This window comes from Flavobacterium azizsancarii (assembly GCF_027980145.1).
Classification (GTDB): domain Bacteria; phylum Bacteroidota; class Bacteroidia; order Flavobacteriales; family Flavobacteriaceae; genus Flavobacterium; species Flavobacterium azizsancarii.
Window position 1 is genome coordinate 40,134 of sequence record NZ_JAMZNK010000028.1, and the last position, 15,492, is coordinate 55,625.

The 15,492-nt window shown below is 33.1% G+C and carries 17 protein-coding genes; 2 read left to right on the forward strand and 15 right to left on the reverse strand.

Features of this window, described 5'->3' with window-relative positions:
• Positions 1-660 precede the first annotated feature (660 nt).
• The 4 genes from NJT12_RS15865 to NJT12_RS15880 all read right to left on the reverse strand — a co-directional run bounded on the left by NJT12_RS15865 (position 661) and on the right by NJT12_RS15880 (position 3,263).
• Positions 661-1,152, reverse strand: coding sequence for a hypothetical protein (locus NJT12_RS15865; RefSeq protein WP_271336903.1), 492 nt, complete (start codon positions 1,150-1,152; stop codon positions 661-663).
• Positions 1,149-1,874 carry a hypothetical protein gene (locus NJT12_RS15870; RefSeq protein WP_271336904.1) on the reverse strand — a complete coding sequence of 242 codons (726 nt, stop codon included), beginning with the start codon at positions 1,872-1,874 and terminating at the stop codon, positions 1,149-1,151. The genes NJT12_RS15865 and NJT12_RS15870 overlap by 4 nt, the downstream gene beginning before the upstream one ends.
• 438 nt (positions 1,875-2,312) lie before the next feature.
• The gene (locus NJT12_RS15875) at positions 2,313-2,927 is read right to left on the reverse strand and encodes an ATPase (protein WP_271336905.1); all 615 of its coding nucleotides are present in this window, start codon (positions 2,925-2,927) and stop codon (positions 2,313-2,315) included.
• Between the two features lie 42 nt (positions 2,928-2,969).
• On the reverse strand, positions 2,970-3,263 hold the full coding sequence (locus NJT12_RS15880; RefSeq protein ID WP_271336906.1) for a site-specific integrase: 294 nt from the start codon (positions 3,261-3,263) through the stop codon (positions 2,970-2,972).
• Between the two features lie 25 nt (positions 3,264-3,288).
• Here NJT12_RS15880 and NJT12_RS15885 point away from each other — a divergent pair, with 25 nt between their 5' ends.
• Positions 3,289-4,464 carry a relaxase/mobilization nuclease domain-containing protein gene (locus NJT12_RS15885; RefSeq protein WP_271336907.1) on the forward strand — a complete coding sequence of 392 codons (1,176 nt, stop codon included), beginning with the start codon at positions 3,289-3,291 and terminating at the stop codon, positions 4,462-4,464.
• A 79-nt stretch (positions 4,465-4,543) separates the two neighbouring features.
• Here the strand turns inward: NJT12_RS15885 and NJT12_RS15890 are convergent, their stop codons facing one another.
• The 8 genes from NJT12_RS15890 to NJT12_RS15925 all read right to left on the reverse strand — a co-directional run bounded on the left by NJT12_RS15890 (position 4,544) and on the right by NJT12_RS15925 (position 11,549).
• Entirely contained in the window at positions 4,544-5,587 is a 1,044-nt protein-coding gene (locus NJT12_RS15890) for a tetratricopeptide repeat protein (protein WP_271336908.1), read from the reverse strand.
• Between the two features lie 75 nt (positions 5,588-5,662).
• Positions 5,663-6,361: an IS1 family transposase gene (locus tag NJT12_RS15895; protein WP_271336909.1), complete on the reverse strand. Its 699-nt coding sequence runs from the start codon at positions 6,359-6,361 to the stop codon at positions 5,663-5,665.
• Positions 6,362-6,494: 133 nt separating this feature from the next.
• On the reverse strand, positions 6,495-7,055 hold the full coding sequence (locus tag NJT12_RS15900) for an AAA family ATPase (protein WP_271336910.1): 561 nt from the start codon (positions 7,053-7,055) through the stop codon (positions 6,495-6,497).
• Between the two features lie 11 nt (positions 7,056-7,066).
• Positions 7,067-7,591, reverse strand: coding sequence for an STM3941 family protein (locus NJT12_RS15905; protein ID WP_271336911.1), 525 nt, complete (start codon positions 7,589-7,591; stop codon positions 7,067-7,069).
• Between the two features lie 5 nt (positions 7,592-7,596).
• The gene (locus NJT12_RS15910) at positions 7,597-8,502 is read right to left on the reverse strand and encodes an RHS repeat-associated core domain-containing protein (RefSeq protein WP_271336912.1); all 906 of its coding nucleotides are present in this window, start codon (positions 8,500-8,502) and stop codon (positions 7,597-7,599) included.
• Positions 8,503-8,719: 217 nt separating this feature from the next.
• A complete protein-coding gene (locus NJT12_RS15915; RefSeq protein WP_271336913.1) occupies positions 8,720-9,160 on the reverse strand; it encodes a DNA/RNA helicase domain-containing protein in 441 nt (146 codons plus the stop codon).
• Complete coding sequence (locus tag NJT12_RS15920; protein ID WP_271336914.1) at positions 9,147-10,022, reverse strand: pepsin/retropepsin-like aspartic protease family protein; 876 nt, start codon at positions 10,020-10,022, stop codon at positions 9,147-9,149. The genes NJT12_RS15915 and NJT12_RS15920 overlap by 14 nt, the downstream gene beginning before the upstream one ends.
• A gap of 396 nt (positions 10,023-10,418) precedes the next feature.
• Positions 10,419-11,549, reverse strand: coding sequence for a serine hydrolase domain-containing protein (locus tag NJT12_RS15925; protein WP_271336915.1), 1,131 nt, complete (start codon positions 11,547-11,549; stop codon positions 10,419-10,421).
• A gap of 289 nt (positions 11,550-11,838) precedes the next feature.
• Between NJT12_RS15925 and NJT12_RS15930 the strand changes: the two genes are divergently transcribed.
• Positions 11,839-12,372 (forward strand): hypothetical protein, encoded by a 534-nt coding sequence (locus tag NJT12_RS15930; protein WP_271336916.1) that lies wholly within the window; start codon positions 11,839-11,841, stop codon positions 12,370-12,372.
• Between the two features lie 63 nt (positions 12,373-12,435).
• Here NJT12_RS15930 and NJT12_RS15935 read toward each other — a convergent pair whose 3' ends face one another.
• From NJT12_RS15935 to xseA, 3 genes are all read right to left on the reverse strand, one after another.
• Positions 12,436-12,945 carry a response regulator gene (locus NJT12_RS15935; protein ID WP_271336917.1) on the reverse strand — a complete coding sequence of 170 codons (510 nt, stop codon included), beginning with the start codon at positions 12,943-12,945 and terminating at the stop codon, positions 12,436-12,438.
• Between the two features lie 924 nt (positions 12,946-13,869).
• Entirely contained in the window at positions 13,870-14,076 is a 207-nt protein-coding gene (xseB, locus tag NJT12_RS15940) for an exodeoxyribonuclease VII small subunit (protein WP_271336918.1), read from the reverse strand.
• Complete coding sequence (xseA, locus tag NJT12_RS15945) at positions 14,054-15,490, reverse strand: exodeoxyribonuclease VII large subunit (RefSeq protein ID WP_271336919.1); 1,437 nt, start codon at positions 15,488-15,490, stop codon at positions 14,054-14,056. The genes xseB and xseA overlap by 23 nt, the downstream gene beginning before the upstream one ends.
• Between the last annotated feature and the right edge of the window lie 2 nt (positions 15,491-15,492).

Below are 15,492 nucleotides of genomic sequence, written 5' to 3' on the forward strand. Positions count from 1 at the left end.
TCAATCAGTTCTTAACTATAGTAAAAAAAGGGTTCAACTTTAATTAAAAAGCCAATCCCGTTATTTTAACCTTACACACTTTTTAAGACAGTGTCGGTTTAAAAAAGTTAAGGGTGTAAAAATATAGGAGTGGTCGGAAGAAATTCTGGCCACTCCTAAGCAATTGCCCATCCTTTAAAACTTTCTAATATTTACAAATGATCTTAGTCTACATTAAGTCCTACTATTCCCAATCATTCCATTCTGAATCTTTATTTTCTCGCCACAAACCCTTACCAACAGCCAAATTAACAGTTAGCTGCAGTGTATCATCAATTCCTAAATATTGTACCTAATGGTACTATTCTTATATCTTCTTCTTTAAATTCTGGAGCTGGACCTGAAAACACTTCCCATACATGTTCTTCCCATCTCATAAGTTCCACTATTGTTTTACCTTTTAGAGAATCAATATCGGTTATAACATAAGATTTTTTAGGACCTGAATATTCCAATCCATGTCAATCCATTTCCAAATAGGATCATTTGCAATCATTTTTATTAACATTATAATAATCATAATCATAAACACCTAGCATTAATTTCATATCAATATTTATTTCTGATTTGTTCAATATTGACATTTTGCAAAAACACCTAATCTGAAACACTACCCATTACCTATTTTATCACTAACTTTGATACATTAACAAATGTTCCAATATCAATAGTTGACTTATCATTTGCTTGATGTAACAAAAAATGAAGAGTATCTCTTTTAGTATTTTGGGGGTACCTTATCATATACACTCCATTGCCAGAACCTAAATTACCAAAATGTTTTTCTCCTATTTTCCATTCTAAAAAGTATTCACTATTCTTAAACTCTTTGCTTGTTTTTTTTAATTTCAAGACAATTTGATTATTTGAAGATAATGCAACTTTTCTTTTTTCTCCTTTTATAACTTTATAATGCCAAACTTTTTCAATCCATACAGAATCAATAATATCTAAATCTCCTGTTTGTAATTTATTTGCTGTAGAGAGATAAAACCCATTTTCTTTTGAATTTGAAATTGTTGAAGATGCATGAGGTGTTGCTGTATTGAATTCATTACAACTAATACACATTAACGCTATAATGCATAGACTAATTAAAACTTTCTTTCTCATTTTCTTGACAATATTGTTCTTGGCACGTTCTTATTTGCCTGTTTTACGGAATAGTACATCTCATTTGGAACTACTCCATTATATAAAGCTGCTCCTGCAGAATAACCTCCATATACTTTATATTTATCAGGGTCAACCGTTCTTATACCGAATTTATTTAAGGTTTCATTTACGGCTTGTCCGCAATTATTAAAAATAAGTGAATATTTACTCAATGCCTGTTTTGTCATTTCCTTTTCTCCTTTTTCAGCTGTGGACGATTGTATTTTAATTACTAGACCTTCCTTATACTCGGAATAATCCCTATCAGCAAAAAAATCATTAATAGTAGCAAACGATTCTTTCCTAGCATCTAAAGCACGACCACCAGTCAATGGATTATTTCCACTATTAGAATTTTCATCTTCGTCTCTTCCCTCTTTTGAAATAAATACCCATCCCGCATCGTCATTACCCACTAATAAAGCATTATGACCAAAACCACCCGCTCCTTTTGGAGCATTTACCACAGCAACATAATCACCATTTTTATACTGTTCTTGTTTAGGTGAAGAATTTTTGTTACCATTAATACCGTGACTTGCCATTGCTTCTCCAAAAGACACTTCTTTATAAACTCCTTTTCTTCCCGAATTATGGGCATCCCAATCGTAAGTAGCTAGCATTCCATCAGGGTCAATAAAAAACACAGGATTATTATAACATACGTATATGGAGACCATTGTCTTGAAAATTCTGCCAATGGGTTAATATTCATCCAACGACTAAGAGCAGGGTCATAATTCTAAAACCATAATCATACATCCCAAGCCCCATCTCGTCTTGGAGTTCCTTGTCGTTGTACTTATACTTATAGGGTTCTGTAAACCTTTTTTATATAAAACAACCCCTTGCAAAAAATCTCCATATAAAGAACGTCCAGTTACATTTTCCTATAATACGAAATTAGATTTAGTTCGGTTATTTTCCTAATAAAAACATAGCCAATTTATCTCACAAAAAAAACCCTCATTCCTGAGGGCTTTCGATTGTTATTGAAATAATATTTTATAAAGAACTAGCTTTAATTCTTACGATTTTACCGTCCTTCATTACAACTAAATCGCTGTTAGTTTTCTTTTTAGACTCAATCAATTTTTCATAAACTTTATCCATTGCGTCTATAATTTTCTTCTGAGTCGGTGTTGTTGTGTGTTCTCCCATGATTCCTTATTTTTGAGTTTATCGAACTTGATTTTATGTATAACTTCAATATCGTTACCTAATGTTTTTTGCGCAATCAATTCAGCCTTGCCAACTGTATTATCAAAAATCAATGCCTCATTAACTATCGGCAAATATATATCAAATAAATTTGTAATTCCATTTTTATAGCGTCGTTTAATAACATCGGTTTCAATATTATGCCCGCCATCCTGAACCCGAAGCTTAACCCTCTCAATAGCCAGGTCAACATTATTTAACCAGAAAAACAAAAGTACAACTTTATAATCTTTTTCCTGAGCTGTAATAACTTTCTGTTTATAGCTTTTCGTTGCTAAAGTTGTTTCAAAGGCAAACACTTCGTTATTCGCTAATAATTCATTTATTCTGTGAAGCATTATTCTTCCCGCTTCAAAAGCCACCTTTTCCGGTTGAAACGGCGAAAGTCCTTTGGCTATTTCATCAGCATTTACAAACTCCTTACAATTTAGTATCTCGGGAAGTATTGTAAAAGAAGCAGTTGTTTTACCTGCTCCATTGCAACCTGCGATTATATAAAGATTTTTACTCATTAGTACAAAGATAAGAAATTTCAAATTTAATAAATACTATTTTTAGATACTTGGAAAGTAACAATTGATCATTTCACGTTGGTGTGAACTGTTCACTTTAATATATTTTTCCGTAGTTCCCGGCCATTTATGTCCTGCCTGTTCCTGAGCCTTTTCCAAAGAAATATTATTCTCATTGAGCCAGTTGCAGATCACGCTCATTCTGATGGTCTGCGGATTGAGTTTTCGATCTGGAAATAAAGCCCTGAGCGGATCAATCATCCCATGAATACCGCCTACGGTAATAGGTTTGCCAAGCTTGGTAATAATTAGTTTCTCTGTTTTACATCGAAGCATTTGGGATCGGGTTTCCTGCAGGTAATTGAAAAACAAGATCATCTGTCTGGGTGATCAACTAAGTGATTTTGCAAAGATCAACCGTTTTACAAAACGGCTTGAACTAAATGAAAACACCAAACGAAACAGTGTACATATTTCCCTGAATTTTGATCCTTCAGAAAATCATTCCAAAGAAAAGCTGATGTCTATTGTAAATACCTATATGGAGAAAATCGGTTTTGGAAACCAGCCTTATTTGGTTTACCAACATCACGATGCGGGACACCCGCACGTTCATTTGGTCTCTGTAAATATTGAAAGGGACGGCAAACGAATTGATATGCATCATTTAGGCATTCGAAAATCAGAACCCGCAAGAAAGGAAATCGAAGAAACTTTTGGATTGGTAAAAGCCGAAGGTCGAAAAATAAAAGAACAATTTAATTTACAACCTATTTCAATAAGCAAAGTTAATTATGGAAAGGTTCAATCTAAAAGAGCCTTAACAAATGTTTTAAACAAGATAATCAATGAATATAAGTACTCAAGTCTTCCCGAACTTAATACAGTACTGAAACAATACAATATATTGGCTGACCGTGGTAATGAGAATTCAAAGATCTTTTTAGCAAATGGATTGGTGTACCGAATACTGGATGACCAAGGAAATCCCATTGGAGTTCCAATTAAAGCCAGTGATTTTTACTTTAAACCAACTTTGAAATTTTTAGCAGAAAAATTTAAGAACAATGAAATAAGAAAATTATCAGACAAATCAAGGGTAAAAAATAAGATAAACACGACCTTGTTTAATGAGAAAGCAATGCCTTTAGGTAAATTTGCTGAGCTATTGGGAAGAGAAGGCATTCAAACTATATTTAGACGAAGTAATGAAGGTAATCTTTATGGAATTACCTATATTGACTATACAACCAAAAATGTTTTTAATGGCAGTAGTTTAGGAAAAGAATACAGTGCCAAAGCTATTGAAGAACGCTGCGGATTGAAGATTACTGGTGAACAAAAAGAAAATCAGATTTATGAAAAACTTCCCTTTAAAGAATTATTGATCGAGGATTTACAATATCAAAAAGATATACTTACCATTCCTCATTTAGTTAGGTTATTGGATCTGATTACACGTGCTGAATATTCTTCAGATTATGTAACAAAACAATTTAAGCAAAAGAAGAAAAAAAGAATTCAAAGAAGGATTTAAAAAAATTACGGGTGTATTTATAATGCACCCTTAACTTTGTCTCCATTTTTTATTAGTACATCCATATTAACTAATATTATCAATTGCAATTATCGAGAAACAATTGTTTTGCATTTACCTGACCCAGCATGGAAATTTCTAACCATACTTTACAGGCATTTTCCTTATCCCCAGATTCAAAATATACAGCCGCTTTATTGTATAAAGCATCTATATTTTTGCGATCAAAATTATATGATTCCGTAAAATACGTAATGGACTCTGAATATCTCTTTTGTTGGTAAGCGACTAATCCTTTACTAAAGTAATCCGAAGATTTTCTTAGATCCTCCATTTTTCCTCCATAGATTCTCTCAAATTCAGTTAAATCCTCTGTAAAAAAAAGCACTGAAATTCCCCAATATCTTTTTGTGATTTCACTTTTCAGAACAAATGGAATTTCAATGGATTCATAATCCTGAAAGTCTTTTAGATTCCATTTTTCAAAGGAATGATCGATAACTTTTTTTACTGTTCTTATTCTTGATGAATCATTTTGCGTCGAAAATGTTATTTCTGTCTTTATTTTTTTTTGTGCCGGATAAATTTTTAAATTCCCCACCAATTCAAAATTTGAGTAATTATTTTTAAATGCTTTATTCAAATCTATTTCAATCGTCGCATTAGTTTTTGGCGTAAATAATTTTGAGGCGATTATATTTTTTTTGTTTTTATTCTTTTCTTTAAACTGTGCCAATACAGCTTCTTGTTTACTAAAATATAATCTTTTTAGCTTATCATCTGTTAAACCTTCAATTTTTTCACTTAATATTAGAGAATCATTACTTACTTTTTCAATGATAAATCCTGCATATTGAGATGTTTTCATTAAATCATTGATCAAGTTAAAATCTAAACAACTTTCATTAGTTCTATGAATTGGACTTGAATTAATGCATAGTCTATTTTGATCAATCCGATACTCTGCATAAGCAGAATCTTCTACAAATCTGTCAAAAAGATCACTTCCATCTTTCATTTCTACTTTGTATTTTATCCAATGCCCCTGTATTGCTGAAAGCCTAATCTGTCCATAATTATTAGTAAAAAAAAATATGGTTATGATAAAAAAAATGCTTTTCATTTTTATACTGATTAAGTATATTGTATATTTAATTTGAGAATATGTATTTAAAGGATAAACTTACCATTTTATCAATCAAGTCCAAAAGTAAATCTTTAAAATAGCCATAAAAACTACTAAACTTTTACTGAAGCAAATAGTACGTCGGTTTAGTCTTTTGAGATGAGTTCTGAGAGTCAAATTTTTCCTTTCAATATGATTTGTACCAAAACGTTTTACAGAGTGTAATTTCTCATCAATTAGATACCTGTAGTTTTTTAATCTGTCGGTAAATATCTTTTTCGGTTCTGATAATTTTAACGTATCGAGGACAAGGATCAATGTTTTATTTGTTCGTTTACCAACATTAAAACTCACAACCTTTTTAGAATTCTTTTCCAGAGCATAAACCAGCCAGATAAAATTTCGCTTATTCCTTATGTAAGTGCACATTTCATCAACTTCATACATTTTTCCTTTGCTGATAATGGGCTGATTAATACTTCTTGCAATTGAAACGATTCTTCTTAATAATGTTGTTGTTGAAATTTTTAATATTCTTGCAGTACTTCTTATTCCTAAACCTTCTTTTGTTAATTGAATGATATTTTGATTTATGCTTGAGTTGTAAGCTTGATAAGTATAATTTTTTATAAAACGGTAACAACAAATTTTACAATAGTACTGCTGTTTTTTATTTTTGGTTCGCCCATTTTTAACAACTTCTTTCTCTTTACATCTTGGACAATTTACACCATCACTAACTCTGGAACACGAGGAAATATTTTTACTCATTTTAGTTCTTTTAAGGCAATATTAAAACAAAAAAGATGAGCATTACTGCTCATCTTTAAATTATTTATTGATAACATTTACTCTATTTCAACATGTTAGAAATCTAAAATCTCGTATCACTAACTCTAAAACACTACCCAATTTTTTCAAGCAGTTCTAATTCTTTCGAAGTTGAAGTCTGCAGATTTCTGTGAGGTAAATCTTTTAATTTACTTTTAACAATCTTCATTGTTTTTTTCTCCGTTTCATTTAAAGAATCTCCTTTAGATTTTAAAGCCTCGTATTCCTTTTTAACATTCTGTATCTCATAACTTTCATCCGTTTCCAATCCGAAAACAGGAGTCATAAGTAATTGATTAATTAATAATGATTTCGGAGAACCGATAAAGGGTATAATTTCAACAATATTAGAATCATTTCTTTTTAAAGCAAATAATTCTCCCGTATCTGCCTGCTGTGCAGTAAGCGGAGAATGTGTTGTGGCAACAACTTGAAAATTTGGAAGTTTATTACCTATAAAGTCCAATAACTTTCTCTGCCATTTAGGATGTAGATGCAGGTCTAATTCATCTATCAATAAAAGCCCTCTTGATTCTAACGGCTTACTATAACTTCTAAAAGCTTCAGTAATTCTAAAAAGCAAATCTCCTATCCAAGCAGCCATAATTACCAAAACACTACTATTTAAAAACATATAATCAGATATTACCTGTTCTGATTATAGCTTTCCAAAATCATTTGCTCTAAGTCTTCAAAAGAACACTGCAAGCCTACTGATGTTATTGTAATTGGTGTACCATAGGTTTTTAAGTTTTGTTTTAATAACAATTTCTTCATTTGATTTGCCTTTTGTATATAATCTTCTGGATTACTTACTTTAATCAACAAAAACTGCGTTGACATAACTCTACCCAAACTAATTTCGGTAATGTCTGACCATTTTATCAAACCTATTGAACTAGAATTACTATTATCTGTTATTCCCTTTTCATTTATAATTAATCCTGGTTTATTGTCAAACATTTTTTTTACTAACAATAAAGAAGCTAATCCAAAAAAGGGAAGCCCTATAAATCCAATATTTTTAATTATTTTTTCATTAAAAAAGATAAATGAAATAAAGCGTTCGGGATATAGAATAAACGCAGAACTAATAGTAATAAACCAAATAGATGCTAATAAAAGAAGAATTAACTTTCTTTTACTTAATTTAATTTCTTTTTGTTTCATATTTTTTATTTATAAGCTTCTTCAACTGCTGAACTTCCTATTTCAGAACCACCCCATCCACCAATTGCACCACCAATAATCCCACCTATGACTGCACCAGGAACCGCACCTGCACCACCAAACCAAACACCTATTCCTGCACCAACCGAAGCACCTACTTCCGCACCTGCCCACGCCCCAGCCGCGCCACCTGCAACACTACCCGATGCAACTGCTGTATTTTTGCCGTTAGTGTATCCAGTCTTTTGATAATTATCATAATCTTTAGAAACACCTTGTCCAACTTCTATAGTTCCAAGAACAACCGTAGTTGCAATAGAACCTTTCTTTACTAATTTACTTACATTAAACGTTTTTATATTTGCAACACTTCCTTCAGTCCAATTAGATTCATAATATTTAAAACTAAAGTTTCGTGGGTTATAACTACCATTGTTAGTCAACCTAAATGAACCACCTTTATTATTAGTTAATGCTAAAATATCAGCACCATCTGCAATTCTATCATTAATGGAGTTTGCATCATCTAGTGTGCTACTTTTTTTAGATTTTCCTTGCACAACAACTTCATCAAGTTCTGTAACTTTACTAGCAGTTGATGTTTGAGGGTCATAAATATATGTATTATTGGGGTCATCAATTAGCGGTTTAAATGCAGGTGTATTTGGACAGGTTGGACAAATTGCTAGACCTTCTTTATCGTTTTCAAACAGACCAGATGGGTCAGACCAGTAAACAGGATTGTTAAAACCAAACCTGTAAGGATTATGCATAGGAGCCAACTCTGTTAATGGGTCAATTACATTAAACTTGCCAATAGCGGGGTCGTATTGTCGCCAGTCCATCGCTGTAACATTCAGCCCCAGTTCGTATTGGAGTTCTTTCCCATTGTAACGTGGCTTCTTCTTCAATTCCTTCTATATCTCCGAATAGGTAATTTGGCATAATTTATAAAGTTTTACATCCTGCATCTAGCAGAAATTGGTAGGTACTATCTAGTTAGTTTTCTTTTGGAACAAATATAATTAACCCATCTCTACCTCTGGTTAAAGTACTCGGTAACTATTTTTTCTTAATTTTTTTGAAACTTTTGCTTTACTGTTTGGAGCCATATCATTCCGACCATTATTATAACTCAATTTGTATCCGAGCTAATATTGGCATATCCAACTCTAATCCTTGACAGGCAAATTCAGTAATAACACTGTTTAGATTTCTACAATAGGATAAATGCGTATCATAAACATAATATTGTAAAAATGTAAAAGATGGGGTTGCTATATACCCATTCATCATCCCATATTTAGGAAGAATTTTACTTTTTGAACTTGCAATAAGACCAAATGTTTTATCGGGTTCATCATCATATTTATTTCTTACATGAGATTTCGCTAATTCAAGATCTCTTGTAACGTATATTGGATAATCTTCATTACGTAGATTCGTAATCATCCCTTTTGACTCGGCAAATTTATCGTCTAATAAATTCTGATGAATTTTATTGCAATTTGACTTGATTTGTTGAAGTAGTTGTCTGATATAATAAACTGAAAATCTATTTCCTATCAATGTAAGTGTCTTTAAACAAATGATTAGGCCTTAGGTAAACCACCTTGTTTTGAAAGTCGAGAAAAATATTAAATCTTTTCAAAACCTCATTTCCCAGAATATGGATGTTTTTTCCTTTGACAGGTTTACTGGTCGTTGTTTGCTGAACGGGAACATTTTTTAATTTAAACTTCCCAATGGTCAACATTTCCAAATTGGAGGTGATTACCGGAATTTCATTTCCCTGACCGCCTCTCATGATTACTTTTTTGATGATTTTCATATTCTGGACAGGAAATTTCTTTTCGGCTAAGAGATCATTGTCCAACATTGCTGTGCGTTGATAACCGGTATCGAATAAAAAGAGATCTTTTTCAGAAGCTTTGCCTTGTTTTATTTCACTGCTGACAAGGAAGCAATACTCCTTATAAAATTCCATCTTTAATTTTGAAAACTTCTTATTTCCCTCTATATTTTTTGGCAGTTTTGAATGGACGACCATTAAATCCTTATCATAATTCAATTCCACCACTTTATCTTTGAATAGATCCCAGCCAAACCTGCCCTCGGTGCCGTGACCTGTCAGTTCTGCATCATAAACTTTGGTTGAGTACGTATTTTTGCCGATCTGCAGATCGTAGAATTTATCATATAGTTCCACAGAAGTTTTGATCTTATTCTTTAGGGTATAGTTGGTCAAAATCAATTCTGTCATTCCCGTATCAAAGTTTAAGGCTAAAGTGTCAATTTTATTAAATACTGCCTTGACATAGATTGTGTTTTGCTCATTAATTTTCATCAGCAGACTATCCGAAATTTTTTCTGATTGCGCAAAAATACTATTTGAAATAAGTAGGGCTGAAAGGAGTAATATAATTTTCATTAATTTATTTTTATTGATGATAAGGGTAAGAACTATTTATTTCTTTACTAGTGCAGAACAAAAAGTAATTTAATTAGCTCTTTTTTCCGAAATTTTCTATCCATCTTCATTATCCTAATTAAATTCAATAGATTTTTGATACATTTTGATCGCAGAACTATTTTGTCGTTTTCTCGAAAGATCAGTATACCCAAAAGAATTTTAGGTACAACACTCCCCTCTTTTCTACAATTAAAACATTGCCATTAAATTACTTATATTCAGCTAATACAAAAAAAACACATCTAATTCTGTCTTGATATTAGGAGCTTTAAAATTGGAAACTGAAATAAAGAGCACGATCAAAATCACTATTTTTGTTCTCATATTTCATTGTCTGATTTAATTGTTTGTTAATTAGCTATGATCCAATTGCCTTACTATTTCTATTATTTCATGACTAATTTCAGGGTTGATACCTCGTTTTTCCTTTAGTAAAATAAAAACAGAAATCGTTGTATTTAAATCCGGCATATACATAACATCTGTTCCCCACCATCCACCGTGGTAGTAGCCTTTATATCCATAAAATGACGGAAAATTGTAAAGTCCCAAACAGTAATTATTATTTAACTCCCTTGGGTTAGTGTAGGTGTATAATTCGGATAAAACTTTTTTATCTTTTATTATTTTGCCTTCAAACAAATACTGAAAGAACATCGCTAAATCTTTGGTCGTAGAAGCTAATCCACCACCACCGTACAAGTCCCATGAAGGATTGATTTTCTCAGAATCCCAACCATAAGCCTTCGAATATTGGTGTGCAAGAGCCAGAGTGTTTGCTGGCTTTTTCTCTAAATCCACAAACCAGGTTTCATTTATTTTAAGCTTTTTGAAATCTAATAAGTCCCGAATTGCAGTGAAAAACAATTTGCCCGTCTCTTTTTCTATAATTTCTGATAATAACAGATAATTAATATCGCCATAAGCGAAAGCTTTTCCAGGCTCAAGAGGCTTTGCTATTTGCATTGCAAGTTCTATTTGTTCATCTCTGGTCCATTGATGATTGGGATTTTCCCCAACATAAGCGAAATAAGAATCAGTCACGTAATCCGTGATCCCGGAAGTGTGAGAAAGTAGATTCCGTACTGTTATCTGATTGAGGTTGTATCCACTTTTCAACAATACTTTTTTTGTTTTTTTAGATAAGAGATTATTAATCGGCTGATTTAATTGCAGTTTTTTATTTTCTACCAATTTTAAGATAGAAGCAGCAACATAGGTCTTGGTGTTGCTTGCAATAAGAAGTGGTTGGTCTTTATTAATTTTTTCTCTGCTATCACGATCAGAAAATCCTGTTGCATAGGTCCAAGAAATTTTATGATCTGGAACTTCCACATGAATCATTATTCCCACAGCATCCCGATTAGCATGATAAGTTGAATCTAAAATATTTCTAAACTGTAATTCAATATTTTGCGTGTAAGAAATCGACGAAATAAAGAGAAACAATGTCCCTAGATAGTTTCTTAGTTTTTGCTGTTTCATTTTTTTTTATGCTTTTCAACTATAGAAATGAATCATACTTTTTCAAATTGATCCTTGAAGTTTTTCGAAATAATTTACAATTTAATTTTTTTTTCTGATTATCAAATTTACACCGACCTATTCATTCTTAAAATGGTTAATAATAACCAATTATTAGTCAATTTCGTTTTCTAAATTTGCAAGTAAACGAAAAAATGCTACTCTATGTTCAGCATACAGCTGTTATCGAGCTATAGATCAAATTCTAAGTTCATAATATCGAATTTAATCTCTATCTCCTAACAAAATTATGAAAAAAGTTATTCTGAAATACTTTGCTCTTCTTCTTCTTCTTTTTGTATCCTGCAAGACATTACAAATCAATAATGAACCTGCTAGGTCTTTTTTACCGATGAAAATCGGAAATAAGTGGACAATTGATTCACAAAATTATACCCAAATACAAGATACAGTAAGAATAGATAATAAATTGTACTACAAATTCTATTCTTTAATAGGCGGTGATGCTGTTTCTACAGCGTATCTTCGAATCGATGAGAATAATCAATTAATGGAATCATGGCCAGATCTAAGAGGTAAGGAATATACACGAGCAAAGTTTAACAGCAAAGTTGGCGATAGTTTCTTCACCCTTAATGACGCAAGTACTAATGATTACAAAGTTACTGTAATTAAAAAAACTAATAAAAAAATAACCTTTTCTTTTGAAATGATTTACCATGATAATATGAAAGGTGAATCACATCAGGTAACCTATATTAAAGGGCAAGGTTTAGATGATGGATGGAAAAATATTAAGATTGACACGAAGATAGTAAAGTAGATATAAGGGACTTCCCTGACAAAGTAGATCTCAGTAAAATAAGCAAACAAAAACACTAATTATTTAATCCTTCTGAGATATATTCTTTTCAGAAACAAAAAATATATTTTTAACAGGATTCAGTAACGCTTTGGTCCAGTGGAGAATGAATACTTTTTTGAGAATGAGAACAAAACCGGTAAACGAACTCGGTTTTTGTATATAAAGGTTTGCTCCTTTATTAAAAGTATCCTCAATATCTACAGGGTGATTGGAAGTGGAGAGCATAACTGCAGGGATTTCCTTAAGCTTTTCATCGCTCTTTATTTCTGCCAATGCCTCCTTACCCCCTTTAATGGGCATATTTATATCGATGAAAATAATATCAGGTTTCCCTTCGGACCCCTCTTTTAAGGCGTCAACCAATTCTTTCCCGTTTTCTACAGTAGTGACCTCTGCAGGAATTTTTGTTGCACTAAGAGCTTCCATAAATAATTCCTGATCATCTTTATCATCCTCAGCCAAAACAATTTTTACCGGCGTTACTTCTTTTAAGTCTTTAGCAGAAATGCCTGAGTTTTCAGTATTTATCATGTTGGATTGGCTTTACAATATCCAAAAGTAATATAAAAACAATTAATAAAAATTTAGTTAAATAAATAATCTTCAATCATCAACAAACTTAGTATTAATTCAGGCCATAACTTTTTGTAAAAGCGTACATTTTCTCTATCAAAGCAACATTGACAAGAGAAAACATTCCTTCCTACTACCTCATCAGAACAATAGAGATGTTTTGCAGAATTGCCATATATTATGACAAGAAAAATTTTGTGCGTTGGGAATATTGGATACCACTAATAGTAATTTTATAGAATTTGTGCTGCTTGTATTTTTGTGCACAAGAGGAAATTTAAAAATCATTTCAATTTTTATGGCTTTCCAAATCAAACTAATTTTATTTTGGAATTAATCTGCACTTCACTTATTACCTCGGACGGTCTAATGCCCTGCTAGAGAGCCATGCTCGAATACATGTAAAAAATGATTACAATTCTAAGGTATTAAAGTAGTCTGAGACTTAACAAACATTCATTTCACTTACTTTTGTCCATGAATCAAGAAGAAACAAAACGCTTTTGAAACCGATCCCCGCCTGAGTGGACTGAAAACTATGGGCAAAAATTAGTAATACGAAGGTTTTTTAAAACAGCTCTTGCATAGGGATACACAATTTTAACGATTCCCTTGAGATGTGTCCCCCTGGTGGCATCTTAAGGATTTTTACCAGCACCTCAGAAGTATTCCTTGTCTTGCCGCACAAACGCAAATAAAAGTATTCCATTACATTGTAATAAATATAATATACAAATAAAAGCCCGTTAAAGATATCTTTAATGGGCTTTAGGTCTTAGGCATATAAGGCCGGATACTGGCTTTGCGCTGCATATCCTATTTTGTATCGGATTATATATTCAAATAACGTCCAAAACAATTAAATTATTATTCTTGAGATTTTCATTTGGACGGATTCTCCATCTGGCTGATAATCTTGTTGACCTCACTTTCAGTTGATTTGAGTTTGGTCTGGCAAAAAGTAATAAGCTCGGCAGCCCTCTTAACCTTTGTGGCCAGTACATCAACCGAAATGGTTTCATTCTCTATTTCCTTTGCAATTGCTTCAAGCTCTTTGTAAGCAGCTTCATAAGTCAGTGTCTCTTCCATTGTATTTTGTTTTTTGCTTGACGGTGGTTTTAAAAATTATATCAGAGAGTATCACATCAATGTTGTCCCCCACTGTTATAGTATTGGCATTACTGATGATTTGATCGTTTATTTTCACAATAGCATAGCCCTTTTTAAGGATGTTCTCCGGGGACATCATCCGAATACTCGCAGCGTAATGTCCCAAATAGCCTTTCTGGTTGCGAAGGTAGCCACTAGTGAATGTTTTCAGGTTACGGATTGTATTGTCAATATCGTTGATCCTGTTGTAAAGAATAATCTTGGGCTTTGCTGAAACTTGATGGGACAGGCTCAGCAGCATTTTGTGCTGCTGGTACAGGATGGTTTTAGAGCTGTTGATCGTGTTTTGATTAATCGTATTTAGAGCATCTTTATGCCCTGTAATAAGCTCCCTGGCACTATTGGAAATAGTACTCTTTAAACTAGAAAGGCTCTGGTAATTCACCAGAAAGAGCTGCTGTGATTTAATGACGATATTCTTCTGAAGCAAAAGGATCTTCTGTTCAAAACCGCGGTTGTGGGCAATGATAAACTCAGCGGCCTTGGTAGGAGTCTTGGTCTGGGTATGGGCCATAAGGTCGGTTATACTCACGTTTTTCTGATGCCCGATCCCTGTGATGACTGGAATTGGAAACTTGGCCACCGCCCTTCCGATATTATAATTGTCAAAGATCAGAAAATCAGACTGCGCCCCCCCGCCCCTTGTGATCACCACGGCGTCGTATTGTATTCCGGTAGTGTAGATTTCAATAAGTTTACCAAGGAAGAGCTTTGCATTATTATCTCCCTGCACGATAGTCGGGTAATCATCAATTTGAAAGACATAACCGAAATCGTTGTGCTCAAGGGTATGTCTGAAATCCTCATGACCTGCAGAATTGATTCCCGAGAGCACTGCCACCTTTTGAATAACTGCCGGTAGTCTTAACTGATTGTTGGTGGTACTATACTGCTCACCTTCCTTTGAAATAAAAACATTTTCCTGCACCAGCCTTTTAAGGGTGGCATTTCTTTGCTGTTCCAGGATACCCAAAGTAAAATTGGTATCGATATCCAGTACACTCAGCGAGAGTCCAAACAGGGGATGATAATCCACACTAACCAAGACCAACACATTAATATTATTGGTGAAGCTCTGGCCTGTATTTTTTTCAAAATCAGACAGATGCATCGACCCCGTCCCCCAGGCCTTGCCTATAATTTTGGCTACAATGCTGTTGGATGTACTCCCTTTTTCTACCAGTTCAAAGTAATGGATCCTTTTGTCGGCCTTATAGGAATGATTGGTAATATCGGCCACCACCCAAAAAGTCTGCCCCTTGAAGCAGTCCGAGAGAGCATCACTGATTTTTCTGTTGAGCTCCGAGAGTTTGATATGTTTTTCTGATCCCATAA